This is a genomic window from Bacillus sp. ES1-5 (assembly GCF_022487605.1).
In the GTDB taxonomy this organism is placed as follows: Bacteria; Bacillota; Bacilli; order Bacillales; family Bacillaceae_G; genus Bacillus_A; species Bacillus_A wiedmannii.
On record NZ_JAKVPU010000001.1, the window covers coordinates 1009080 to 1034462 of the forward strand.

The window sequence follows — 25383 nt, forward strand, 5'->3', positions numbered from 1 at the left end:
TTAACTGTATGGAGCCTATATACTTTTATGCAAACATGAAAAAAAATATCATACTTTTCGTTCCTAAATAAACATATTTAATAACGCGGACATTTTATTTGCACCTTTTTTATTCATATGATCACTATCATAAAAATCATCATCACAAAATAATGGTGAATCAAATAGATCTATAATCCGAAAAGAATATTGACTTTGAAAATCATTTATAACTTTATAAAAATCTTCTTTTAATTTCTTACTACTACAATTGAAATAATGTGAAGTAACAGGGAATACAACAATTAGTGGTTTTATATCATGTTTTAACAGTAGTTCTAAATATTTTTTGAAAATCGTTTTATTTTCAACTAAAGTATGAGGATATGACAATTTAGCATGCGAAGCTGCTCTCATTTTCCCATGTTCTTCAAAAGGAATATGAAGGGGAGTAGTATTCCATTCAGCATTTATCCAAGGTAGTATCAATGATTCATCTTTTAGTTCGTCTAATAAAATATATTCAAAATGCAAATTAAAAATAGAAAAAAGTGGTTTCGGAGTATCTAGATGTGAGAATCCATCAGTGGGTAGAGGAGAATGAACTACAGTATGATGACCGTCTTGAAACAATGGATAATATACTTTGTGAATTCTATATGCTTCAGATGATAACGACATGTCAAAGTAAAAAGAGAAATAGGCTATTCCTATCAAACAATATTGAAATGAATGATCGTTTGATAGAAGTTGTGACGCTATTAAATAATCATAGTATAGATCTTGCGATGGAAGTGTTAATTTTATTGACTTTTTTGAGAGGAGCTCCGTACTTATGCCACAATACGGATAAGACAAACCGGTAGCAAACAATTCATACGTGGGATCACTCTTTACTTTTTTCATAGACATGTATAAAAACATAAGATCCGGATTTATTTGATATATAGAAATTAATTTATGCCTCCATTCATACATGTATTTTGTTAAATTAATAATTTTTTTACTTTGCACGCCCTTGTTTATCAATTCATTTGTAAGTTTTTCTGCGTCCACTCTCCAAATGACTATATATTGAAAAGAATTTTCTATACGAATAATAGTTGAAACGTCTACAACATGAACTATTATTTTACATTTATTTTTGTCTAATGCATTTTGAATCCTTTCCCCTGATACTTCATCACTTAAAACAATAATTTTATACTGCTCCTTCATGTATATCCCCCTCCATTATATGTATAATATGAAATTCATTTTTCATTCGTAACGATCATATACATCTGCAATCCATCATTAAAAAAGAATAGAATATTCATTTCAAAACAAAAATAGCTGCACCATTAGGCGTAGCTATTTTACAATTATTACTTATTCAAACTATATTCCTTTATCTAACTCATATAGCATACGATACTTCTCGTTTTCTTTCAGAAGTTGTTCATGACTACCTTGCATCACAATTTGACCACGATCAAGGAATATAACTTCATCTACATGTTCAATTCCAACAAGATGGTGCGTAATCCAAATTACTGTCTTTTCTTCCGTTGCAGAAAACATTGTTTCTATTAAAGATAATTCTGTCTTTGGATCTAAGCCGATCGTAGGTTCATCAAGGACAATAATTGGAGCTTCTTGCATGAGCGTTCTAGCAAAAGCAACCCGTTGTCTTTCCCCGCCAGAAAACCTTTTCCCCATTTCATGCATTTTTGTTTGCAATCCATCTGGAAGAGAAGCTATATGCGAAGCTAATTGTGCTTTCTCTAAAGCTGTCCATATCTCTTCATCCGTAGCCTCTGGTTTACCGATTCGCACATTATTTCCAATTGTCGTATCGAATAAATGCGGCTTTTGATTCAATACAGAAATATATTTTGATAAAAGATTCGTATGAGCATGTTCACTATTCAATAAAACTTCACCATGTAACGGGCTTAGCGCACCTGCTAACAATTTTAACAAAGTAGATTTTCCTGTTCCACTTCTTCCTAAAATGGCGATTTTCTTTCCTGCCTTTATTTGCAGTGATACTTCTTTCAATACAAAGTCATTACTATCTGGGTAACTATATGATACATTATTTAATTCAATGTCTATATGTTTTGATGCAACATAATCTTTATCCTCATGTAATTCCTTTTCATCCTGTAAAACATCATTAGCTTCTACTTTATTTAGACGATGAGCAGATTCTACATATGATGGAATTCGATCGATAGCATCTGAAAGAGGAATAAGCGCGTTTGTGACTGATAACGTCATTAAGACGAAAGCCGCAATAACGGTAGGTGCAATCTGTTCACTTGCCGCCTCATTTCCAGTCCATATGATCATTGAAATAACTACAATCCCCACTACTAATTGAATGATACTGTCTCGAATATGATTCCAGCGCTTCATTCTTTTTTCCGTTTTTAACAACTGAGCATTTTGCTCTACATACTTATCAATGAATTCATCTTTTCTACCACTTGCTTGCCAATCAGATAACCCAAAAACAGCGTCTGTTAATTGTTGATACAAACGGCTTCTTCCTTGTTTTAAAGTGACATGATGTTGCTTCATTAAAAGTAATGATACAAACGGAAGCAGAAAGACGATAATAGCCAACATACATGCTGCAATAAGTGCAAATACTACGTCAAATGCACCGATAACAAGTACGAATATGCTATATACAACTAATGCTAATAGACTAGGAAATATTGTACGTAAATATAGGTTTTGCAAATGCTCTATATCTTCGGATAATATGCCTAACATATCGCCCGTTTGAAATCGTGAACGGAAAAATAAAGCCTGCGGTTCTACTATTCTGTATAGTTTCGTTCTCATCTTTTCTAATATGCGTAGTACGACATCGTGTCCAACTAAACGCTCTAAATAATGAAATACCGCTTGTCCTATACTAAACGCACGTGTTGCAACGATAGGAACATATACAGCCATTACATTTTCTGGTCTAAGAGCAGATTTAGAGATTAAATAACCTGAAATGAAAAGTAACATCGCACCTGAACTAACTCCAAGAAGACCAAGGAAAATAGTTAAAGTCATTCTACCTTTATTTTGCTGTATATAAGGTTTAATCCAGTTACTCATCTCTATCCCCTCTCTTTCCTGTGAAAATGTAATGCCTCATTCTTTAAAAGTTCTTCATACGTTCCGCTTTCTATCATTTCCCCTTTATTTAAAATAAGAATATGATCCATCTGTTTCATCCAGTGAAGACGATGTGTTGCAAGAAATACTAACTTACCTTCAAACAGACGTAACATCGCTTGCTTTATTTCAAATTCAGTTTCAATATCAAGATGTGCTGTAGGCTCGTCTAATAGAATAATTGGCTTTTTACTTAAAAGAGCACGCGCCATAGCGACACGTTGTTCTTGCCCGCCACTAAGCATACGTCCACCTTCTCCAATTCTTTCATACATCCCGTTCGGAAGCGATGTAATGAGTGAACGAAGACCAACTTCATTAATAACTCTTTCCACTTCTGCATCAGTTGTATTTGTTTCATAGAAACAAATGTTATCTTTTAATGAAAGCGGGAAAATGTAAGGTTGCTGCGGAATGTAAGCAATATTCTTTTGCCAATCTTCTCGAGTAGACCCGTCAATTTTCACACCATTTACTATCAGCTTTCCACCCGAAGGAGTTAAAAATCCTGCTAATACGTCAATTAACGTCGATTTCCCTGCCCCACTTTCACCAATTACACCTATAGCACCGGTACCTTTCCAAGTAAAATCAATTCCCTCTAATATAGATTTTTCCGATTCATCATTCTTTACTTTTACATCTTGTAATTTCAAGTTACTAGAGGAATTCCATATTAGATCTACATTTGATTCTTTCGTTCCTATTGCTTTTTGTTGCTGTAAAATCTCTTCTATTTGCTCCATTGCAAGTTGTCCATCTAACGTAGCATGATAATTCGCTCCAACTTGTTTAATCGGCAAGAAATATTCCGGAGCTAAAATTAAAATCGTAAGGGCTGGCAATAGTACAATTGTCCCATCTATTAAACGTATCCCTAATCCGACCGCCACAAATGCGATTGATAAACTCGTAAAGAAATCTAATGCAAAAGAAGAAAGAAAAGCAACTCGCAAAGTACGCATCGTTGCTTTTCTATATCTTTTACTTACTTTTTCAATCTTTCCTTCGTGCTGTTTACTTTTACCTAAATACTTTAATGTTTCTAATCCTTTTAACGTATCTACAAAATGATTAGAAAGTACACGATACGACTCATACTGACTATCCGCCATCTTTTGCGCTGCTAATCCTAGTAGGATCATAAATATAATCACGATAGGAATCGTTACAACTAAAATGATTCCAGACTCAATATCTAGCGTAAAAACATATAGTACAATTAGTCCCGGTACGATACTACTTCTAATCATTTTAGGAATTGTTAATTCTATATATGTTTTAAACTTCTCAATACCTTCTATCGATAAGGTAACCAGATGACCAGTTCCAGCAGTTTGAACATAACGTGGACCTAATGTGAAATACGCCTCTATCAATTGTTTTCTCAGTAGCGATCCTGTTTTTTCAGCGAAACGTTCCACTAATATTTGCGATATTCGCACTAGCATATGACGTACTGCAAACGTGATCCCAAAATAAACCGTTTCATTTAACACAGATTGCACAGTTTCTCCTTGAAATAAAAACGTAATAGCCCGTGCTAAAAACACTGTTTGCGCAATAATACTTATAGCTTCTAAAATGCTAATGATTGTTAACACTACATATAAAACTCGGCTACCAGGATACGACGGAAGTCCTCTTTTTCTTTTCATTAGTACTCCAAATCTTTATCTGACTTAACAGGTTGTCTAAACACATAGAAACTCCATATTTGACTTCCCAAAACAAATGGCAATATAGCAATTGAAAAATACGTCATCAGTTTTAGTGCATAATCTCCTGATGCTGCATTATAAATTGTTAAATCGTATATTGACCCTAACGAGCTAATTAAGACACGTGGGAACATGCCGGCAAACACACTCGCACTTAGTAAAATGATTGTTAAACTCGTCATAACGAAAGCCCAACCATCTCTTCTTCTTTTATTTAATAATGTTGACGCACATAATGCTACAAAAGCTCCAATCGGAACCATAATCCACTCTGTACCATGACCAGTGAAAATATCTGTTTTCCATAACCCTACACCGGCAAAAATAAGGAGTGCTATAATTGCAAGTGGTGCAATTTTCATTGCAGCAATACGTGCACGTTCTCTTAACTTACCAGTTGTACGGATAGTAAGGAATTGCAAACCGTGAACAATACATAAAAGAAGGAACATAACTCCTCCAAGTAATGCAAATGGATGAAGTAATGGTAAGAATCCACCTACAGCATTTTTCGTTTCATCAATTGGAATACCTACCATAAAGTTAGCAATTGCAACTCCCCAAAGGATAGGTGGTAGTAAACTTCCTAAAAACATACCCCAATCCCAAAAACCTTTCCATTTATGATTATCTATTTTCGCACGGAATTTAAAGGAAACCCCTCTTATAATTAAAGCAAGAAGCATAAATACAAACGGAATGTAAAACCCGCTAAATAAAGTTGCATACCAGTGCGGGAATGCTGCGAACATAGCTCCACCAGCACAAACAAGCCATACTTCATTCGCGTGCCAAAATGGACCAATTGTATTTAAATATATTCTTTTCTCTAAATCGTTTTCCCCTAAAAACCTTGAAACTATACCTACACCGAAATCGAAACCTTCAAGTACAAAGAAGCCTACGAATAAAATTGCAATAATGATAAACCACAACTCATTAAGAGATAACATACTCTTCCTCCTTATCAAATGGATCATGGCTTTGAGAATCCTGTTTCGTTTTCTTATTTTCATGTCCTTTAATGACACGAACGAATAAGTAAACAGTAATTCCTCCTATAATTAAATATAGTGATGTGAATGAAACTAAAGAGAATAATACTTCTCCGAACGTAACATTTGGAGATACAGCATCTTCCGTTTTCATAACACCGAAAACTACCCAAGGCTGACGTCCCATTTCAGTCATAATCCATCCTACTGTATTACCGATAAACGGTAGTGCAATTGCATACACCATTAATTTTAAATACCAAGTTTTTTCAGCTAAACGATCTTTTCTTGATAAGAACCATCCGTACGCTCCTAGAAGAAGCATAAATGTTCCACTCATTACCATCGCTCTAAAACTCCAGAACATAGTGTGTACTGGCGGTATATAATCTCCAGGCCCATATTTTTCTTCATATTGTTTTTGAATTTGATTCATCCCTTCTACTTGACCGCTAAATTTATCAAATGATAAAAGACTTAGCATATAAGGGATTTGAATTTCAAACGAATTTTCTTGCTTCTCTGCATCAATTTTCGCAAATACTGTAAATGGCGCTGGATCCTCACTCGTATTCCATAACGCTTCAGCTGCTGCCATTTTCATTGGATGTGTCTTAATTAATTGTTGTGCTTGCGCATGACCAAAGAATAATACTAGCGCAGTTGTAAGTGTTCCAACAATGATAGAAATGCGGAACGATTTTTTAAACACTTCAGTTTCTTGAGCTTTCGTTATTTTCCATGCACTCACACCTGCAATAAAGAAGGCACCAGTTGCAATCGCCGCTGTAATTGTATGCGGGAATTGTACCCATAATTGTGGGTTTTGAATAATCGCTAAGAAATCATTCATTTGTGCACGTCCATCTGCTGCCATTTCATATCCTACTGGCGATTGCATAAATGCACTTGCAGTTAAAATCCAAAACGCTGATAACATTGTTCCAATTGAAAGGAGCCAAATACATAACAAGTGAATTCGCTTCGGTAATTTATCCTCACCGAATACCCATAAACCTAGGAATGTAGACTCTATGAAAAATGCTAATAAGCCTTCAATTGCAAGTGATGGACCAAACACATCACCTACGAAACGTGAATATGTTGACCAGTTCATGCCAAACTGGAATTCTTGTAAAATACCAGTTACTACCCCTACCGCAAAGTTAACTAGGAATATTTGTGTCCAAAACTTCGTCATCTTCTTATAAATTTCTTGTCCCTTTACCACATATAACGTTTGCATTAACGCAATGATAAAAGCTAAACCAATAGACAGCGGAACAAAAAAGTAATGGAAAATCGTTGTTGATGCGAATTGTATTCGTGCCAATTCGAGCGTTTCCATACTACAATCACTTCCTTCATAATTTTTTATATCGTAATTTCAATTGAGTTGTATGTATAAAACAACTCAAATCTTAGAAATATAGAAAGATAAATTTGTTTATGTACTTTTAGAAAATATAAATTTTCAGTTTTCAAGATCATTACAAAAGAACTTTCTCATAAAATTTACCTTTTCACTATTTCAGTAGTGTTTTATCCGTTAATCGAATTGTATAATATACCTGCATAGTAAATTCAGCTGATTTTTGACGTATTATTGACATCATTTTGTCTGAAATATGTCTTTTGTCATTTTTTTGAATTAGATTTTTCTCATTAATAAAATGTATTTTTTTAATATAAGACTTACTTTCGTATCAATAAAAAAATCATTTTCCTCTACATACGCTTGACTTTTTCACGAAAAAATGTCCTCTTTACCAATGAAGAAATCAGTTATTTTTTTGTCAAGAGAAAAATACATTTCTAAAATTCAAACACAAAATAATGTTATTCAAAAATAGAAAATACCCTCCCTTTTTCTAGACTAAAAATTCATTTTTTTGTCATTTTTTCAAACAAAATTCATACATAAAAAAAATACCGAGAATCGATTAGACTCTCGGTATTTTTCAAATTATTTTGCTGTATGTTTTCTAACAGCCGGTAATATTTCAGTCGCAATTAATTCGATGTTTTTCTCAATTTTATTAAGTGGTACACCACCAAAATCAATTTGTGCCATAAAACGTTGTTGTCCAAACAACTCATATTGGTAAAGCATTTTTTCAATAATTTGTTGCGGGCTACCAACCATTAATGCGTCACGGTAATCTACTGCATTTGTAAATTGTTGCTTCGGATACCCACCACCACGCAGTGTAAGCATACCAGCATTAATATGAGGATAGTATTCACTAAACGCATCTTGTGAATTTTTTGCTGTATAAAATAAACTCGTTGTTGCAACTGGCAAACTTGCTGGATTAAATCCACTTTGCGCCGCTGCCTCACGGTAAGCATCTACTGATCCTTTAAAGTTAATAGCTGGACCACCTAGTGTTGTTATCATCATTGGTACACCCGCACGTCCTGCTTTAATCGCACTAGCTGGCGGGCCACCAACAGCACGCCAAATTGGTAAGTTATTATTTTTAGCTCTCGGAATAACCGATGCATGTGCAAGCGGCGCTCTGAACTGTCCGTTCCATGTTACATGTTCCTCTTTATTAATTTTTAATAAAAGATCCATCTTCTCTTCAAATAACTCTTCATAATCATTCACGTCATAACCAAGTAAACTATATCCCCCAATACGAGATCCACGACCAGCCACGATTTCTGCACGTCCATTAGAAATCAAGTCAATTGTAGCAAAATCCTCATACACTCGTACCGGATCAGATGTACTTACTATCGTTGCTGAACTTGCAATTTTTATATTTTTCGTAGCTTGTGCAATAGCTCCTAAAATAACTGTATGAGCTTGCGTTGTAAAATGCGTTTGATGACTTTCACCGACAGCAAATACATCAAGTCCAGATTCATCCGCTAACTTTGCTGTTTCAATTAATTCATGAATTCTTTGTTCTGCACTAATTTTCTCTCCGTTATGTGGATTTAAAACATGATCCCCAATTGAATATAATCCAAACTCTATTCCTTTACTTGTATCCATACGGTATTTTTTCATAGTTGCTCTCTCCTTTAATTCAGTCGTATTCATATTCTTCAATTATTTTTCACTTGATTAGTCAATTGATAGTGTAAAAAAAATTACTCTTGCGGCAATTCTTTTTTTTCGCTATGCTTATGAACTTTCGTCATTAGCTCGTATAATATTTTCTGCTCTTCTTCATTTAATACATCATCAAAAAACGATGATTGAAATGCAAGTTGCTCTGGCAATGCTCTCTCTAAAGCTGCTTCCCCTTGCTCTGTAAGACTAATTGTTTTCGTTTTCCAGTCTTGTTTTCGCACAATATATCCTTCTTTTTCAAGACGAGTTAACATTCGAGAAATGCCACCTTGTGTAACAGTAACCTTCTCAGCTAACTCCATTTGTGTTAGTGGCTGATACGTACGTATTTGCAAAAGCACATCAAATTGAGCTGTCGTTAAATCAAAACGTTTTAAAAACTCATTTGACATCTGATTACTTTGGTTCGTAAATCGTATTAAACGTAACCATATTAATGATCCTATCGTATTATCACGCATATTTGATCACTTCCTATCGTGAATCTTACTATCACTTTACTACGCAAGTGATAAAAAAGCAAGAGAAAAAGTGAAAAATATCTCATTAGAGTATTGCATAAATAACGATAAGAAAGAATTCATATTTAAATGAATTCTTTCTTATCGTTATTCTTAACTTTCCATTTCATTCATTGCTATATTTAAAGCTCCCACTGCTTTGGGCCAACCAACATAAAAAGCCATATGTGTTATTAGTGCAATCATCTCATTTTCTGCAATTCCATTTTGTTTGGCCAACCGCAAATGAAATGGTAATTGTTCTGTCTGATTAAGACTAATTAGTGCCGCCACTGTACATAAACTTCTTTCTCTTAATGTTAAAGTGGCATCCCGCCACACTTCCTCGAACAATATCTCTTCACTATAATGAGCAAATGCAGGTGCCATTTCTCTCATTTTCTTTTGAATACAATATTCAATGGATTCATTCATCATTTCACTCCCCTTTCATTTTACCAATTGCGCCAATCCTTGACCAAACGACCAATTTTCAGCAACTGTCTCATTTAGCGTAATAAAAATGTCTGCACTTTTTATACTAGAACATTCAGAAACCTTCAAGGATATCGACTGATACAGATCCCTTTTCTGTTTTATCGTTCTTCCCGGTCCACATGTAATAGAAACATAAATCATATTGTCTGTTCTCTTTTCTCCTCTTTCTAATAAATAATATGGATTATATAAAAAGTGATTTTGTTGATAAGGTAAAAACATTTGAAAAAAATCATTTTCAGGGATGTTAAAATGTTCAATTAATGAAAAATGAATACATTCACCTATCTTTTTCAATTCTTCTTTATTTAATATATTTTCATGATAATAAACGTTCACAAAAGGCATACATTTTCATTCCTTTTTCTTAATTTAACTTCAACAAGTATTCATCGTGAAATGTGCAAAATCTCATATACTGTAACATCTTTATTAGTTACCGTATCAGGCTTTTCTTCATAAAAATTAAACTGACTATATCTCCATTTATCCGGATTATATACTATTACATTTCCTAAACACTCTTCTACAGTCTGATTCATAATGGTAGATTGAGTCCCCAACAATGATTCCCTGTGACAAATAATACCTGCATATTCAACAACATATCTACATTTCTTAAAATCATCACTTAAATTAACAACTAATGGAACACCTATATTTATTTGTTGCCATCCAAAAGATTGTAAAATATTATCGTAATACCCTTCAAATATAAATTTATTCATTCCTTCATGGCCATTCCAAATATATAAAGGGGCATAACAGTTATAGAAATTCCCGTCCTTACCTGCCTCATTTATTAAATACGCTTTAAAATTCAACTCTTGAAAACCATCCGTTTTATGCCCATTATCCTTTACCCTTTCCCTAATAATCTCCATGTCATAATCCTTTGGCAAAATGACCTTATATTGCATTCCAATCATGTTTATCACTCACTTTCTATCTTATATACACAATGATAAACCGGTGATTGCCTAACGTAAAATAGGTATAAATTATGTTTGATATCATTTATAATGATACCGTATAAGGAGCTGAGATACATGGAAATTAATGATCTTATTATATTCAAAACTGTAGCCATCGAAGGTTCTATTAGTAAAGCTGCGAAAGAGTTAGGATATGTTCAACCGAACGTAACTGAGCGAATCAAAAAATTAGAACAAGAATTAGAAACTCCTTTACTACATAGAGATAACAAAGGCGTTTCCTTGTTACCTTCTGGTGACATTTTATTAGACTACACGAATCAAATATTAACTCTAGTAGAAGAAGCAAAAGATAAAATTAAAACGAATGGTTCTTCTTATATAATTGCGACGTCACAATCTATTTTGACTAATTATGTAAGTAAGCGCATTAAAGAAAATTTCAGGAATTATCAAATATATGTAGAAAATAGTAGTCATTTGCAAAAATTACTGCAGCAACAAAAAGTTGATATGGTCATTACTTATGAGGATTACCCGGACACAGCGTTTAAAAAAGTATTTTCCACTTCAATTTCTGTAGGCTTATTAAAAGCGAAAGAAAAGTGTACCATTGACTTTTCAAAGGAACTCTTCTTCGTTAGCAATGACAAAAAGTGCCCTTTTAGAAATAGGACGATACAATTTCTAAAAGAAAATAATCTATCTCAGCATCAACTTCAACAATTAGATTCTTATTCACTCATTGAAGATTTTATAAACGATGGCAACGGAATAGCCTTTTTACCGATTAGAAATGATAAATTGGTACCAATTGAAAATGTTCCAATTGAGAAATTAGCTGTTCATTTTTTTACAAATCAACACTCTTTAAAACAAATCCCTGATGAACTATTTGATTAATAGAATAGCTATAAACTAATTACATTCACCAATAAAAATCCCTCCTTTACGAATCTAAAAGAGGGATTTTTATATTCTATGCAATTGATTTTTCACACATTTTGCTCCACTTCTGCACTTTTCTCCTTCTTACTCTGTTTCACATTCTTCAGTCTCTTAATCGTGCCAACTAATCCTTTCGGAAAAACTAGCAAGACGATAATGTATAATAAACCAAGAATAATTGTCCATCGTTCAAAAATTGGATACACTGTAGCTATTTCTGATAAATAATATTTTAGTGATTCAATAATTCCAGCTCCAGCAATTGCTCCAATTAATGTTCCAACGCCTCCAATCATCGTCATCAATAATGCATTTAATGTCATTTCAATTGAAAATACAGTCGTATTAACAAAGCGTAGTGTGATAACAAATAAACCACCGCTAATTGTAGCAACTACTCCTGCAACAATACTAGCAATAATTTTATAATGAAGAACTTTATATCCTAATGCTTCAACACGTTGCTCATTTTGTGAAATTGCCTTTAATACTTTTCCAATAGAAGATTTTGTGAAAAGACGTAACAGAATAAAAATGACAATTAAACATATAAGTGTTACATAATAAAACGTAAAACGATCACGGAATATATCTGGTACACCAAATGTAAAACCGTCCCCTCCGTGAGTGAGTCCACGCCATTTTTCAGCAAGTACGAAAAACAACTGTGAAATTGCAAGTGTTAACATTGCATAAAAATGACTTTTCAGCCGTAACGAAAGCAAACCAATTATATAACTAACAATTGCTGAAATGATAATTGCAGCTATTATCCCTATTAAAAAATTCGTTATGGATACTCCTTGCCGATCAAATAAAAGCGCTACGCCATACGCTCCTATTCCAAAAAACATACAATGGCCGAACGATACAATTCCTGTATACCCAAGCAATACATCAAAACTCATTGCAAAAATAGCAAAGATGAAAATTTGAGTGAACAAAATTAATAAGCTCCGTGAATCATTTACGAATGGAAATACACTTAAACAAATGAGCATACATACTCCGAAGTATACTTTAATTCGATTTGATGTCCTGTTCACTATTTCACCCCTTTTCACTAACAAGTCCATTTGGCTTCACTATTAAGAAAAATAGTAACATTAACATATTGATTGCAAGTGATAAATCCGGTATAAAATACGCTGTAAAAGCACCCGCTAATCCGACAATTAAAGATGCGATTGCTGAACCTTGTACGCTTCCTAATCCTCCAATGATTACTACTATGAAAGCTAAAATCGCATACTGCATACCCATCTCGGCGAAAATAACTCCTGAATACGGTGCTAATAAGAAGCCTCCCAACGCTGCCATCCCTGCTCCTAATAAAAAGACGAAAGAAAATATCGCTTTTACGTTAATACCGAGCGCTTGAACCATTTCTTTATCCGTTACACCTGCGCGGATCATTAGACCTATCCTTGTTTTTTTGAGCAATAATAGTAAGGTAATGTAAATGATGATCCCAATTAAAATAACGAATAGACGATATTTAATTAATATAACGCCTTCAAATGTATAACTACCTTGTAACCATAACGGTAATTTAGCACCAATTGGATTTGGCCCCCAAAATACTTTAATACATTCACTAAGTACAAGCATTCCTCCAAGCGTCACAAGTAGCTGGCGAACATGATTTCCATATACGGGTCTAATAAGGAATCTTTCTAAAATGAATCCAAGAAACATCCCCATAGCAATTGCGCCAATTAAAGCTAATGCATAACTACCTGTCATATTAAATAACCAAACACCTGTAAACGCTCCCCAGGCAAATAAACCACCATGTGCGAAGTTTAGAACGCTCATTAAACCGAAAATAAGTGAAAGACCTGATGCTAATAAAAAAATGAGCATCCCTGTTGAAATCCCATTTACAAATAAATTGATTAACACATCCATCCTTCTCACCCCGGATTCATGTTAAGAGATTCCTAAATATTTGTGACACATTTCCTTATCCTCTTTTAATTCATGCATAAAACCGTTATGAACAATTCTTCCGTTATCCATAATATAAAAGTAATCGCCAATTTGACTAGCCATCATAAAGTTTTGTTCAACGAGTAAAACTGTTGTTTTCTCCTTCATTTTTAAAATGGCTATCATTAATTTTTCTATCATAATAGGGGACAAGCCTTTACTCGGCTCATCAATAAGTAATAAACCATCACTATTAATAAATGCTCTTGAAATTGCTAGCATTTGTTTTTGTCCTCCGCTTAATAGTCCGCTTTTTTTGTGCCAAAACTGCTTTAAATCCGGAAATAATTCAAGCATCCACTCCATTTTCTCTTCCACTTCTTCGCCCTTCCCCCTAGCAAGAGCGAATGTTTCTTCTACTGTCAGATCGTGAAAAATACCTTGATTTTCTGGTACATACCCTATTCCTTTCCTTGAAATTAAATGTGTAGATAATCCATTTACTTGTGTACGATCATAATAAATTTCACCATGTGCGATATGGTGAAACCCCATAACCGAACGTAATGTCGTAGTCTTCCCTGCCCCATTTCTTCCAAACAGTACAGTAATCGTTCCTTTCTCAACAGCAAGAGATACCCCTTGTAAAATATGAAACTGATCTAAATACGTCTCTATATTATTCACTTGTAGTAGTGCCACTATATAATCCCCCTAAATAAGCACTTTGTACACGCTCATCTTTCATCATTTCTTCGGGCAAACCTTCAGCTAATAACTCTCCATGGAATAAAACGATAAGATGGTCTGACAAACCTAGTACCATATCCATTTTGTGTTCAATTAGTACAATTGTACTCTCTGGATGTTTCTTAATATTTTCAATTACTTGTAAGATTGCCGGTACCTCCTCAACTGATATACCTGCCGTCGGCTCATCAAGTAGTAACACATCTGTTTTTAAAGCTAATAACATCGCAAGCTCTAACTTTCGTTTTTCTCCATGCGCTAAATCTTTCGCTAATACATGTTCTTTCTCCTGAAGTAATACTGTTTTTAAGAAACGTCTTGCCTCTCCCACTTGTTGCTTAAATTTTGCCGAACTCGGAAAAAAACTATAGTAATCTTGAACAAATGATTGAACACTTAAACGAACATTTTCAAGTACCGTTAACTCTGGGAATATATTGGTAAGTTGAAAAGAACGACCAATTCCTAATCGAGTTCGATCCGAAATTGATAACTTTGTAATCTCTTGTCCTTTAAAATATACTTCACCCTTTGTTGGAGAAATTTGTCCACTAAGTAAATTAAATAACGTTGTTTTTCCTGCACCATTTGGTCCAATAATGGAAATGAGCTTTCCTTTTTGTACTGTTAAATTCACATCCTTAATAACATGATGTTCACCAAAAGATACGCTAAGATTTTTCGTTTCAAGCAAATGTGTCACGAAATCCCTCCCTTTAAAGCTTTGAGTATGAAAGAAATACGTATAAAGAGGGTATCCCCTCTTTATACAAAAACAACAGAAAATTCAGTCTATTTATTTTGAACTGGTGGTTCTGTCTCTTTCATCGTTAATTCTCGCTCTAATACTGGCACCGGATAGTCAACACCATCTTGCTTTTTCAATGTGATAGAATACAGTGTCTGCATCGCTTGGTGATCCTTTTCTCTAAACTTCATCTTTCCTTTCGGTGTATCAAATTCCATTCCTTCCATTTTCTTAATCAACGTATCTACATCCGTATCACCTTTTGATTTCTTTAAAGCTTCTACAATAGAAATTGCCGCTGACATTCCACCCGCTGTAAATAAATCTGGCACCGCACCATTAAATCGTTTTTTATGTTCTTCAACTAACCAATCATTCACCTTATTTTTCGGGAGTGTATGATAATAAACAGAAAAACCTTGCATTCCTACTAACGCATCCATCGTTTTTAATGCCGGTATATCTGGTGCACCTGTAGAAATTTTAATACCTTGTGCTTCCACATTCATATCTTTTAACTGTTTCCAAGGTGAGTTTGCCCCTGCCCAAACGATAAATAAATAATCTGGTTTTGAGCTAATGATATTTTGAATATTTGCAGTAAAGTCAGTCGAATTTGTATCAGCATATTGCTCGTTTACAATATTCGCACCTAATTTCTTCGCTCCAGCTTTAAATGCCGCAATTCCTTCACGGCCGTAAGCATTATCTTGTGCTAACGTTGCTATTTTCACATCTTTTTTAGCAATTGCCGCAGCACCAGCGACTGCATCTTGGGATGAATTTCTACCTGTTCTAAAAATATATTTATTCCAGTTCTTCCCAGTGATACTATCAGCTACTGCCGGTTCAACAACCATAATTTTTTCATATTCTTCAGCTAGTGGTAAAACCGCTAATGTATCACTTGAACTAGACGATCCGACTAAAAAATCAACTTTCTCTTCTTCTAATAACTTCGTAGCTTTCTTCACTGCTACATCTGCTTTCGTTTCCGTATCTTCTACAACAAACTTAATCTTCTTCCCTTCCACTTTCCCAGTTCCACCCGTTGCATAGTCTAACCCTAATTCAAATCCGTTCACTGTTTGTTTTCCATATGATTCTAATGGACCTGTTAATGAAGCAAGAACCCCTACCTTAATCGTCTTTTCATCCTCTGTACTTGTTTTCTTTCCTGAACAAGCTGCCGTTATTAATAACGAGCCTAACACACAACCAGTAGCCACCATTCTTAGCCATTTACGTTTTTTCATCGACATTGTGATCCTCCCCATACTTTACTTTCTGATAGAGTCAAACACGCCAAAGTTACCCATCCGTAATTATGACTTTTCCTTTGAATCATACAAACAAATCTGTTAAAAAAAATGTAATGAAGTACCTTTACATTCGCCGCCTCTTTCCAAATACCTCCATTTACCATATACTCATCTAGTATTTTTCACCACCTAATTACAGTCGCTGCCCACGTATACCCAGTCCCGGCACTTACTACTACTGCAATATCTCCAGCCTGTAATTTTCCTTGTTCATTTGCAAAGTGAAGACCAATGCAAGGATCAAGCGCTGACATATGTCCATAATGATCTAAATATACAACTTGTTCTTCTGCTAGCCCTAGTCCCTGTATCAATTTTATTAACATAGAACGTTTTGTATGCAGTGGTAACAATACTTTAATATCTTTAGGAGTAAATCCACTTTTTCTTAACGCCTCCCGAATAACCTTGTCAAAATTAGAGATTGAAACCCGGTCTAGACGTTCTTTCATACTTTTAGGATCTATTACATCAATATAATGTTGTCGATTCTCAACTGTATCATAGCTCGCAACCTGCTTCGATCCACCAGCTGGAATACGAACATCGTCATGAAATGAACCATCTGTTATAATCGCACTGCCTAATATTTCACCGTTTTTAGCGTCCTTTTTCACTAAAGCTGCACTTCCCCCATCAGCGAAATTAAACATAAAACGTGATCGTGGATTATCATAATCTACAATTTGAGATTCTTTACATCCACCTACTAATAATATATTTTCAATTGAGTTATCGGAGTAGAGCATATCTTTTGCGACTTTGAGAGCAATAGGAAAGCAAGAACTAACATTCATAATTTCAAAAGCATAAGCATTTTTCAATCCAAGTTCATACTGAATTTTGGGGGCACTTGACCATACGTGGTAATCTTTATGTGGACTGCCAAAATAAATGACTACATCAATAGATTGAGGATCTACTTGTAATAATATTGGCTTTGCAGCAGCAATAGCTAAATCTGATACATGCATCGTTTCGTCTGCGACATGTTTTTCATATAATCCAAACTTTTCTATAATAATATGCTCAGGGATACCTGTTTTTTGAGATAGGTCTGCGGCCGTCTCTACGTCTTTTGGGAAGAAAACACCAGTCGCTTCAATCCCAATATTCATTAGACTACTCCTCCTTCTTTTGGTACCATCATAGTCGCTACACCTGTTAACACTAAATCTCCTTTTTGGTTATGACACTCCGTTAACAATTTCAAAACTCTCTTTTCTATCATAAATTCTTGCACTGTAGCCGTAGCTGTAACCGTATCTCCTATAAAGACTGGTGCTGTAAATTTAATAGTTTGTTCCATATAAACAGATCCTTTTCCAGGTAAATGAATCCCAAGCAATTGTGATAATAGACTAGAAGTTAGTAAACCATGTGCGATTCTTTGATTAAATCTAGTTTGTTTCGCATACTCATGATCAATATGAATTGGATTGAAATCCCCGCTCAAACCTGCAAATAATACAAAATCCGTTTCTGTTATTGTTTTACTACATGATGCCTGTTGACCTGTGCTATACATCGTCATCTCTTCACCTGCTTTTCAATGGATTTGCTAACTGTGCTTTTTGAATTTTACCAGTTGCATTTTTAGGCAATTTCTCTAGAAATACAATTTCTTTTGGAATTTTATATTTTGCTAGAAATAAACGACAATGTTCAATGACTTCCTTTTCAGTTAATTCACTGCTACTCTTTTTCACAATAAAGGCGATTGGAATCTCTCCCCACTTTACATGTCGCCTACCAACGACTGCTACCTCATATACCGCCGAAATCTTATTAATGACCTGCTCTACTTCAAGTGGATAAATATTTTCACCACCGGAAATTATCATTTCTTTTTTTCTACCGACAATGTATACAAAACCATCTTCATCAACTTTAGCTAAATCTCCCGTATATAACCAACCGTCTTGAATCGTTTCTTCTGTTTCATCTGGCCGATTCCAATACTCTTTCATTACATTCGGGCCTCTTATAAGTAACTCTCCAACTTCACCAACCTCAACTTTATTTTTGTTTTCATCAATAAGGACATAATCACAAAACAGAACTGGTTTCCCAATTGAGCCTATTTTACGTCTTGCATCTTCTTCTGAAAGCATAAATACGGTTGGTGATGTTTCAGTCATGCCAAAGCCTTGCCCAAATAAAAATCCTCTATCTATAAATTCTCTCATCAACTCTTCTGGACATGGAGCACCGCCATTATAAAACCAGCGAACTGATTGTAAATTTGTAGTTTCAAACTTCGCGCAATTAATTAATGCTTGATGAATTGTAGGTACTCCCATCACTACAGTCACTTTATGTTTTTCTATCATGGAAAGAGCTGTAGTTGGTTCAAATTTTCTTGGAATAATGATTACGCCACCTGCAAATAAAGTTGGAAATGCGAATAAACCAATCCCACCAATATGAAATAAAGGTAATAATACAATGGAGCGGTCGTGAATAGTTAAATCAATCGCAAATGTATTGTTAAGCGCATTCCAAAACATATTTTCTTGTGTAAGTACAGCTCCTTTCGGTTTTCCTGTTGTACCTGATGTATAACATATAATAAAGGATGCGCTTTCATTTATCTCTTCAAAGTTGTAACTTTTTCTATCTTCTATTTCTTTTAAACTTTTAATCGAAATAACTCTTTGTACGCACGATACCTTATGCATTGACAGCGCCATATTTTGAAATGTTTCCTCTACAAATAAAACTGTAGCTCCACTATCTTTTAACTGAAATATAAGTTCATTTTCTGTTAACCGTATATTCAGTGGAACAGCAACACATTCTACCTTTGCTATAGCAAACAAAAGCACAATATATTCCAAGCTATTTTGTGATAAAATAGCTATCCTTTCTCCTTTTTGCACATGTAAGTCATAAATTAAATATGCCGCTACGTTACTTACATACTCATGTAACTGTTTATATGTCATTTCCTCCTCTTCTGTAATAATGGCAATGCGATCTGGATGTAAATAGGACCGTTTTTCAATCCAATAAGCAATGCCTTGCATATTTTCCCCACTCCCTTATCTCTTTCTCAATCCTTCAAATATTAATGACATCGCTGCTTCAAATACATCTTCCGGAACATCTTTCTCTTCCCAATAGCCCCATCGCATTCCTAAAAATTGCCCAATTGACATAAGACAATACGCAATTGTTTCTTTATCAAGTTGTTTAAACTCTCCCGCTTCCATACCAGCCGATAAACTTTTTAAAAATCCATTTGCGAGCTTTGCATAATACCATCTATATAAGTTATCATCAACAACTACTGCCTGTTGTACAATGTTATATAGATTAGGTCGATCTTTCACCCACCGAAAAAAAGCCTGAAAACCTCTTCTTTGTGCCTCTTCATAACTTGATATTCCCTTCATTTCTTCTTTAATAATTAAGCGTAACTCACGGTTCAATCTGCGAATCAATTCATCAAATATATCTTTTTTAGATGGAAAGTAATTATAGAAAGTTCCGTGCGCTACCTTTGCTTCTTGTGTAATATTCACGATAGAAGCCTCGTAATATCCTTTACTACCAAACACCTCTTCTGCAGCACACAATAATTTCTCTCTCGTTTCTAATCCTTTTGTTGTTAAGTTTTTTACATCCATTATTATTTTTTCTGACACCTGAATCACCTCTTAGATTTGATTATAAATATATTTCTGAATTTTACAATTATTTTTATTAGACAAAATCCGCAGACGTTTTTCTATCTCACAACAAAAGTTGTCTACTTTTGACCAACTATTAATTAGTTAGAATTTTATATCACATCCCAAATCAAAATGAATAAACGCCCCCGTCGGTTAACTTTTTTGCACTTCCCTCCTTCTTATAACACCATATATATTTAAGCAACATTACGAAGATAAATCCATATTTTACAAAATCAAAATATACTAATATAATAGATAAGTGATTATCACTTAAAAGTAACGGATATAAGTGAGAAGATATTGTTTTATATACTTAGGAGGAATCATAATGAATTTTAAACATGTACTTGCAACAGGCTTAATTACCGCGACACTATTCGGCGCAACGAATGCTCATGCACAAACTGAACGTTTCATTGATGTACCAAAGGAGCATTGGTCTAAAGATTCGATTAACTACTTAACTGAACAAAAGGTCATTAGTGGTTATGGCAACGGAAAATTTGGATTTGGGGACAATGTAACTCGTGGGCAAGTAGCTGCGATTATTTCAAGATACTTAAAACTAGAAAATACCGGATCTACAAGTAAACATTTCTCTGATATTCATGGGCATATGTTTGAAAACAATATTAAAGCAGTTGCTCAAAAAGGACTCATGACAGGGGACAATAGCACTGACAAATTTAGACCAGATGACACATTAACTCGATACGAAATGGCTGTTATCTTACAAAAATCTTTTCATTTACCTGTAAAAACAAACGACCTTTTCTATGATGTTCCAAATAATCATTGGGCAACAAACTCTGTTCGTTCATTGTATAGTAATGGCATTACAAACGGAATTGGAAACTATAAATATGGCGGAGAAATGAATGTAACAAGGGAACAATTTGCAAAGTTTATGTATAATGCAATTACTGTAAACCCTTATTTTGTTCCTGATTCTATTCCTGCGAAAGATGAGGATGCATATAAAGAAATTCATAATATATTGATTGATTCCGGATTTATAAAGCGCGAGTATGACTATTTATATAATAGAGATGGTAAAGCATATGATAACATTATGTCTTTTGATTTTTCTTCCCAAGATGACCGCGCATATAGAATGATTATTAGTAGCGATGACCCTGTATTAAACGAACCGGTGAAAAAAATTCTAAACACACTACTACCAACTAAAGCAGATTATCTTTACAGTCTAATAAAAAACCCTACTGCAAGTTCTCGAACAATAGAATTAGATGGTCGCAAAGTTGAAATTAGTAGAGGTTATAGTGTAAGTGTTTCTCTTGGAAAACGAAAATACTAAAAGAATGACTATTTAACATGAATACAAGTAGCTAAATAGTTACTCATAAAAAATAAAAGAGCTGCCCATAAGTCGGTTTTACCGACTTATGGGCAGCTCCCTTTCAACTTAATTAGAATTAAGTTCTACTTTCTCTAATCCTTCAGCCAATTGTTTCTTATCTAGCCCTTCTCCTATTACAACCAAGTTCGTCGGGAAACCGAAATCTTGTTCCAGTAAAGTTGGTACCCCAAATGAATATTGGAATAAGTGCGGGTATTTATCTCCATGGAATTTCACAAATCCTTTTACACGATAAATACTATCTGGTACATTCGAAAGCCATTCGTATAATTTATCTTGGTCAATCGATTTCGTAAATTGATATGTCATCGTTTGTATATGTAAATGCTGTTTGACATGTAGTGTCTCATGTTCCCCATCATTCGTAAATTCAGCTTCTTCTATGTCTTCTAAAGATATATTACAATATTTTGTTTCAAACAATTTCGCATGATTATTTATTGCTTTCACTTCTTCAATTACTTTGTTCTTATCCGCATCTGTTAGTAAATCTGATTTATTAATTAAAATGTGGCTACCAAACTTCAGTTGCTCATGCAATAATTGCTGAACGTTTGCACTTAATACTCTTCGATTTAACCACCTTACTGCATCTAACACGACGACAATTGATTTCACTTCTAGAAAAGGTGCTAAAATTGGTGATACACACGCATCTAACACTTCAATTGGATGTGCAACACCTGTCGTTTCTATATAAATGACATCTGGTCTTTCTTGCTGATATAACGAGTGTAATTGTATTTCAAGCTCTTCTTTTAGCGTACAACAAATACATCCTTTCAGAAGTTCTCTTAAAACATTCTCTTTTCCAATAATATCTGTATCTACCGAGTATTCACCAATTTCATTCATTAATACTGCAACTTTTCTATTCTTCTTTTTCTCCGCTAACAATAAATTTTGTAATAATGTTGATTTACCACTTCCTAAAAAGCCACCTAATATATGAATTTCTACTTTTTTCATTTGATCGACCATCCATTTCTTTATTTCAAACGTATTCAAAGCGTAATAATTACGATTTATATTAATCATTTTATTAAAAGAATAGTGATTTGTAAATATATCTTCACTGTTCGTTTACTTCATAAGCAACTCGAATTCCAGACTCTATTGCTCCTTGCATCCATCCATGTGTTAATGTCGTATGCTCTCCTGCAAAGTGTACTTTGCCAGCTGGCGGCGTAATATACGGAAATAACTCTAACTCTTGACCTGGTTCGAAAGCCGTAAATGCACCGCAAGAATACGGATTTTGGCTCCAGCTAAAAGATGTTCCAGTAACAAACTCACTATAGACAATGTCGCCGTATATTTCCGCTAAATTTTTTAATGCGTAACGTATACGATCTCTTTGCGGGAGACTATCCCACGTTAACGCCTCATCTGCCCACGTATAACTCGCTAAAACGATAGCCGCCCCTGGTGTATGAATGCCATAACTCGGATAATATGTAAATCGTATAGGTAAATCTGTAATAGATTTACCGCCACGCTGCCCCACTCTTTCCCAAAATCTACTTTTAAACTCTATCGCAATTTTAGTCGAAGCTATATAGTTTAATTCACGAATTGCCCGTCTTTTAAAATAAGAGAATAAATGATATGGCTGAACTTCTACAAATCGTAACGCTGAAAATGGAATTGTGATAATAGCAATGTCGCCTGTTACCATAAATGGATGTAACGTTTGTTCATTTGTTACTTGCATCATCACTTTACTATCTTCCTGTATAATTTTTTCTACTTTATACGACATAAAAATATTATCTTTTAACTCCGGTAAAAATGAATTTGGTAATGTATCCATTCCGCCCGTTATCTCATAATATTTTGTCGTTGAAGTAAAAAAGATCATTTCACGTAATACTTCAATTAAAGACATTCCCATATATGCTTCCATATCTAGAAGTACCCCAATCATATCTATTGCTCCATCTGAATAATACTCGCTTAAAAATGATCCGAGCGAATATGTTTTATACTTTTTTTCAACGATGATCCAGTTTTTATTAGGATCTTTTTTTATAAAATTAAGTATTGGTTCTAATACTACTAACATTAACTCTTCTGCCGTTTTTCCTTTTTCGTTCTCTACAATGGGATATCCAAGTATACTTGGATTTTTTTCAAACACGCTCAATCTCGTTTTAATATTATTCGTATAAATAATATCTGAAGCGGTTTTATTTACAAAAAGATTTAACGGCAATTTAAATTTACGAATGTAAGCTAAAGTTAACCCGTGTGTTTCAGGAATTCTCATTGGTCCTGCATTAAAATATAAACCAGAACTAAATGGTTCACGAATTGTATATATCCTTCCGCCTATTCGGTTATTCGCTTCTAAAATTGTTATGTTATGCCCTGCTTCTTTCAATAACGATGCTGCAACTAATCCTGAAATTCCTGCGCCAGCGATAATAATCTGCTTTGGATTATTCATTTTAACGAGCCCCACATTAATAATATGGAGCATTCTTTCCATCGTTAATGGCTGCATCATGCCCTTTTCCCCTTCGATAAAGGATTTTATTGCATTATATTCGGTTCACTCACTTCCTATGTTTCGTGCAAAGAATTGCACGGATACATTTTCAATTACTTGAATATCTTTTATAAAATGTAATAAACTAGATATGACTCTATAGAAGTAAGACGTATTATCTTACATAATAAAATTAATGAAATTGCGAGGAATTTTGAAATGAAAAAAGGTATTAACCGTGTTGTATTAGTAGGGACAGGCGCAGTTGGATGTAGTTATGCTTACTGCATGATTAACCAAGCTGTAGCTGAAGAATTTGTTTTAGTTGATGTAAACGAGGCAAAAGCTGAAGGAGAAGCGATGGATTTAAGTCATGCTGTTCCTTTTGCACCAGCTCCAACTAGAGTATGGAAAGGTAGCTACGAAGATTGTAAAGACGCTGATCTTGTAGTCATTACGGCTGGGTTACCACAAAAACCAGGCGAAACACGTTTAGACTTAGTTGAGAAAAACGCGAAAATCTTTAAACAAATCGTTCGTAGTATTATGGATAGTGGATTTGATGGTATCTTCTTAATCGCAACTAACCCTGTCGATATTTTAACTTACGTAACTTGGAAAGAATCTGGTTTACCAAAAGAACGCGTAATCGGTTCTGGTACAACTCTTGATTCTGCTCGTTTCCGCTATATGTTAGGTGAGTATTTCGATATTGGTCCACACAACATTCATGCTTATATTATCGGAGAACATGGTGATACGGAACTTCCTGTTTGGAGTCACGTATCAGTCGGTATTCAAAAACTACAAACGCTTCTTGATAGAGACAACACATACACACAAGAAGATTTAGACAAAATCTTCATAAACGTTCGTGATGCAGCTTACCATATTATTGAGCGAAAAGGTGCAACTTACTATGGTATCGGTATGTCACTTCTACGTGTTACAAAGGCGATTTTAAACGACGAAAATAGCGTATTAACAGTATCAGCTTACTTAGAAGGTCAATACGGTCAAAAGGATGTTTATATCGGCGTACCTGCTGTTTTAAATCGCGGCGGTGTTCGTGAAATTTTAGAAGTGGAATTAAGTGAAGAAGAAGAATTAAAATTCGATCACTCTGTTCAAGTATTGAAAGAAACAATGGCTCCAGTTCTTTAATCGTTTATTCAAAAAAGCAATCCAATTTATTTTGGATTGCTTTTTTTGATTGTTCCTTGAAAACATGAGTTATTTTCTATCATTTC

General features: G+C 34.4%; 24 protein-coding genes. 3 read left to right on the forward strand and 21 right to left on the reverse strand.

Going from position 1 to position 25383, the window contains the following annotated elements:
- Window positions 1-63: 63 nt before the first annotated feature.
- The 10 genes from MKO96_RS05185 to MKO96_RS05230 form a co-directional block, all read right to left on the reverse strand.
- Window positions 64-1197 carry a hypothetical protein gene (locus MKO96_RS05185; RefSeq protein ID WP_087980235.1) on the reverse strand — a complete coding sequence of 378 codons (1134 nt, stop codon included), beginning with the start codon at window positions 1195-1197 and terminating at the stop codon, window positions 64-66.
- Between the two features lie 162 nt (window positions 1198-1359).
- Complete coding sequence (gene cydC, locus MKO96_RS05190) at window positions 1360-3084, reverse strand: thiol reductant ABC exporter subunit CydC (RefSeq protein ID WP_240586892.1); 1725 nt, start codon at window positions 3082-3084, stop codon at window positions 1360-1362.
- 2 nt (window positions 3085-3086) lie between these two features.
- Window positions 3087-4802, reverse strand: coding sequence for a thiol reductant ABC exporter subunit CydD (gene cydD, locus MKO96_RS05195; protein WP_240586893.1), 1716 nt, complete (start codon window positions 4800-4802; stop codon window positions 3087-3089).
- Window positions 4802-5818, reverse strand: a complete 1017-nt coding sequence (cydB, locus tag MKO96_RS05200; RefSeq protein WP_087980232.1) for a cytochrome d ubiquinol oxidase subunit II — start codon at window positions 5816-5818, stop codon at window positions 4802-4804. Before cydB ends, cydD begins: the two co-directional genes overlap by 1 nt.
- Window positions 5805-7208 (reverse strand): cytochrome ubiquinol oxidase subunit I, encoded by a 1404-nt coding sequence (cydA, locus tag MKO96_RS05205; protein WP_073518040.1) that lies wholly within the window; start codon window positions 7206-7208, stop codon window positions 5805-5807. The genes cydB and cydA overlap by 14 nt, the downstream gene beginning before the upstream one ends.
- A gap of 618 nt (window positions 7209-7826) precedes the next feature.
- Entirely contained in the window at window positions 7827-8882 is a 1056-nt protein-coding gene (locus tag MKO96_RS05210) for an LLM class flavin-dependent oxidoreductase (RefSeq protein ID WP_087980230.1), read from the reverse strand.
- 83 nt (window positions 8883-8965) lie between these two features.
- Window positions 8966-9409 (reverse strand): MarR family winged helix-turn-helix transcriptional regulator, encoded by a 444-nt coding sequence (locus tag MKO96_RS05215; RefSeq protein ID WP_001205523.1) that lies wholly within the window; start codon window positions 9407-9409, stop codon window positions 8966-8968.
- Between the two features lie 153 nt (window positions 9410-9562).
- Window positions 9563-9886: a carboxymuconolactone decarboxylase family protein gene (locus tag MKO96_RS05220; RefSeq protein WP_240586894.1), complete on the reverse strand. Its 324-nt coding sequence runs from the start codon at window positions 9884-9886 to the stop codon at window positions 9563-9565.
- Window positions 9887-9898: 12 nt separating this feature from the next.
- Window positions 9899-10294 carry a tautomerase family protein gene (locus MKO96_RS05225; RefSeq protein WP_240586895.1) on the reverse strand — a complete coding sequence of 132 codons (396 nt, stop codon included), beginning with the start codon at window positions 10292-10294 and terminating at the stop codon, window positions 9899-9901.
- Between the two features lie 41 nt (window positions 10295-10335).
- Window positions 10336-10875, reverse strand: a complete 540-nt coding sequence (locus tag MKO96_RS05230; RefSeq protein WP_240586896.1) for a DUF4865 family protein — start codon at window positions 10873-10875, stop codon at window positions 10336-10338.
- Window positions 10876-10995: 120 nt separating this feature from the next.
- Between MKO96_RS05230 and MKO96_RS05235 the strand changes: the two genes are divergently transcribed.
- Window positions 10996-11784, forward strand: coding sequence for a LysR family transcriptional regulator (locus MKO96_RS05235; protein ID WP_240586897.1), 789 nt, complete (start codon window positions 10996-10998; stop codon window positions 11782-11784).
- Window positions 11785-11876: 92 nt separating this feature from the next.
- Here MKO96_RS05235 and MKO96_RS05240 read toward each other — a convergent pair whose 3' ends face one another.
- The 9 genes from MKO96_RS05240 to MKO96_RS05280 all read right to left on the reverse strand — a co-directional run bounded on the left by MKO96_RS05240 (window position 11877) and on the right by MKO96_RS05280 (window position 20231).
- A complete protein-coding gene (locus MKO96_RS05240) occupies window positions 11877-12830 on the reverse strand; it encodes a branched-chain amino acid ABC transporter permease (RefSeq protein ID WP_240587387.1) in 954 nt (317 codons plus the stop codon).
- Window positions 12831-12879: 49 nt separating this feature from the next.
- On the reverse strand, window positions 12880-13740 hold the full coding sequence (locus tag MKO96_RS05245) for a branched-chain amino acid ABC transporter permease (protein ID WP_240586898.1): 861 nt from the start codon (window positions 13738-13740) through the stop codon (window positions 12880-12882).
- Between the two features lie 21 nt (window positions 13741-13761).
- Window positions 13762-14463 carry a branched-chain amino acid ABC transporter ATP-binding protein gene (locus MKO96_RS05250; RefSeq protein WP_240586899.1) on the reverse strand — a complete coding sequence of 234 codons (702 nt, stop codon included), beginning with the start codon at window positions 14461-14463 and terminating at the stop codon, window positions 13762-13764.
- Window positions 14441-15214 (reverse strand): ABC transporter ATP-binding protein, encoded by a 774-nt coding sequence (locus tag MKO96_RS05255; RefSeq protein ID WP_240586900.1) that lies wholly within the window; start codon window positions 15212-15214, stop codon window positions 14441-14443. Before MKO96_RS05255 ends, MKO96_RS05250 begins: the two co-directional genes overlap by 23 nt.
- 89 nt (window positions 15215-15303) lie before the next feature.
- Complete coding sequence (locus MKO96_RS05260) at window positions 15304-16521, reverse strand: substrate-binding domain-containing protein (protein WP_240586901.1); 1218 nt, start codon at window positions 16519-16521, stop codon at window positions 15304-15306.
- A 182-nt stretch (window positions 16522-16703) separates the two neighbouring features.
- On the reverse strand, window positions 16704-17699 hold the full coding sequence (locus MKO96_RS05265) for a 3-oxoacyl-ACP synthase (RefSeq protein ID WP_240586902.1): 996 nt from the start codon (window positions 17697-17699) through the stop codon (window positions 16704-16706).
- Window positions 17699-18115, reverse strand: coding sequence for a MaoC family dehydratase (locus MKO96_RS05270; RefSeq protein ID WP_098057991.1), 417 nt, complete (start codon window positions 18113-18115; stop codon window positions 17699-17701). Before MKO96_RS05270 ends, MKO96_RS05265 begins: the two co-directional genes overlap by 1 nt.
- A 4-nt stretch (window positions 18116-18119) precedes the next feature.
- On the reverse strand, window positions 18120-19610 hold the full coding sequence (locus MKO96_RS05275; protein WP_240586903.1) for an o-succinylbenzoate--CoA ligase: 1491 nt from the start codon (window positions 19608-19610) through the stop codon (window positions 18120-18122).
- Window positions 19611-19625: 15 nt separating this feature from the next.
- Window positions 19626-20231, reverse strand: a complete 606-nt coding sequence (locus tag MKO96_RS05280) for a TetR/AcrR family transcriptional regulator (protein ID WP_001290799.1) — start codon at window positions 20229-20231, stop codon at window positions 19626-19628.
- Window positions 20232-20589: 358 nt separating this feature from the next.
- Between MKO96_RS05280 and MKO96_RS05285 the strand changes: the two genes are divergently transcribed.
- Complete coding sequence (locus tag MKO96_RS05285) at window positions 20590-21579, forward strand: S-layer homology domain-containing protein (protein WP_240586904.1); 990 nt, start codon at window positions 20590-20592, stop codon at window positions 21577-21579.
- 108 nt (window positions 21580-21687) lie between these two features.
- Here MKO96_RS05285 and MKO96_RS05290 read toward each other — a convergent pair whose 3' ends face one another.
- Window positions 21688-22611: a CobW family GTP-binding protein gene (locus MKO96_RS05290; protein WP_240586905.1), complete on the reverse strand. Its 924-nt coding sequence runs from the start codon at window positions 22609-22611 to the stop codon at window positions 21688-21690.
- Window positions 22612-22714: 103 nt separating this feature from the next.
- Window positions 22715-24151: a flavin monoamine oxidase family protein gene (locus tag MKO96_RS05295; RefSeq protein ID WP_240586906.1), complete on the reverse strand. Its 1437-nt coding sequence runs from the start codon at window positions 24149-24151 to the stop codon at window positions 22715-22717.
- Window positions 24152-24352: 201 nt separating this feature from the next.
- On the opposite strand from MKO96_RS05295, the gene MKO96_RS05300 reads away from it, so the two are divergent.
- Entirely contained in the window at window positions 24353-25297 is a 945-nt protein-coding gene (locus MKO96_RS05300) for an L-lactate dehydrogenase (RefSeq protein WP_087980218.1), read from the forward strand.
- The last annotated feature ends 86 nt before the right edge of the window (window positions 25298-25383 follow it).

Coding starts and splice junctions, on each gene's coding strand:
- MKO96_RS05230 (WP_240586896.1), bottom strand. CDS start 10,875: ATGATTGGAATGCAATATAAGGTCATTTTGCCAAAGGATTATGACATG.
- MKO96_RS05240 (WP_240587387.1), bottom strand. CDS start 12,830: ATGCTCATTTGTTTAAGTGTATTTCCATTCGTAAATGATTCACGGAGC.
- MKO96_RS05185 (WP_087980235.1), bottom strand. CDS start 1,197: ATGAAGGAGCAGTATAAAATTATTGTTTTAAGTGATGAAGTATCAGGG.
- MKO96_RS05210 (WP_087980230.1), bottom strand. CDS start 8,882: ATGAAAAAATACCGTATGGATACAAGTAAAGGAATAGAGTTTGGATTA.
- MKO96_RS05275 (WP_240586903.1), bottom strand. CDS start 19,610: ATGCAAGGCATTGCTTATTGGATTGAAAAACGGTCCTATTTACATCCA.
- cydC (WP_240586892.1), bottom strand. CDS start 3,084: ATGAGTAACTGGATTAAACCTTATATACAGCAAAATAAAGGTAGAATG.
- MKO96_RS05220 (WP_240586894.1), bottom strand. CDS start 9,886: ATGATGAATGAATCCATTGAATATTGTATTCAAAAGAAAATGAGAGAA.
- MKO96_RS05285 (WP_240586904.1), top strand. CDS start 20,590: ATGAATTTTAAACATGTACTTGCAACAGGCTTAATTACCGCGACACTA.
- MKO96_RS05225 (WP_240586895.1), bottom strand. CDS start 10,294: ATGCCTTTTGTGAACGTTTATTATCATGAAAATATATTAAATAAAGAA.
- cydD (WP_240586893.1), bottom strand. CDS start 4,802: ATGAAAAGAAAAAGAGGACTTCCGTCGTATCCTGGTAGCCGAGTTTTA.
- cydB (WP_087980232.1), bottom strand. CDS start 5,818: ATGTTATCTCTTAATGAGTTGTGGTTTATCATTATTGCAATTTTATTC.
- MKO96_RS05270 (WP_098057991.1), bottom strand. CDS start 18,115: ATGACGATGTATAGCACAGGTCAACAGGCATCATGTAGTAAAACAATA.
- MKO96_RS05265 (WP_240586902.1), bottom strand. CDS start 17,699: ATGAATATTGGGATTGAAGCGACTGGTGTTTTCTTCCCAAAAGACGTA.
- cydA (WP_073518040.1), bottom strand. CDS start 7,208: ATGGAAACGCTCGAATTGGCACGAATACAATTCGCATCAACAACGATT.
- MKO96_RS05295 (WP_240586906.1), bottom strand. CDS start 24,151: ATGATGCAGCCATTAACGATGGAAAGAATGCTCCATATTATTAATGTG.
- MKO96_RS05245 (WP_240586898.1), bottom strand. CDS start 13,740: ATGGATGTGTTAATCAATTTATTTGTAAATGGGATTTCAACAGGGATG.
- MKO96_RS05260 (WP_240586901.1), bottom strand. CDS start 16,521: ATGTCGATGAAAAAACGTAAATGGCTAAGAATGGTGGCTACTGGTTGT.
- MKO96_RS05235 (WP_240586897.1), top strand. CDS start 10,996: ATGGAAATTAATGATCTTATTATATTCAAAACTGTAGCCATCGAAGGT.
- MKO96_RS05215 (WP_001205523.1), bottom strand. CDS start 9,409: ATGCGTGATAATACGATAGGATCATTAATATGGTTACGTTTAATACGA.
- MKO96_RS05300 (WP_087980218.1), top strand. CDS start 24,353: ATGAAAAAAGGTATTAACCGTGTTGTATTAGTAGGGACAGGCGCAGTT.
- MKO96_RS05290 (WP_240586905.1), bottom strand. CDS start 22,611: ATGAAAAAAGTAGAAATTCATATATTAGGTGGCTTTTTAGGAAGTGGT.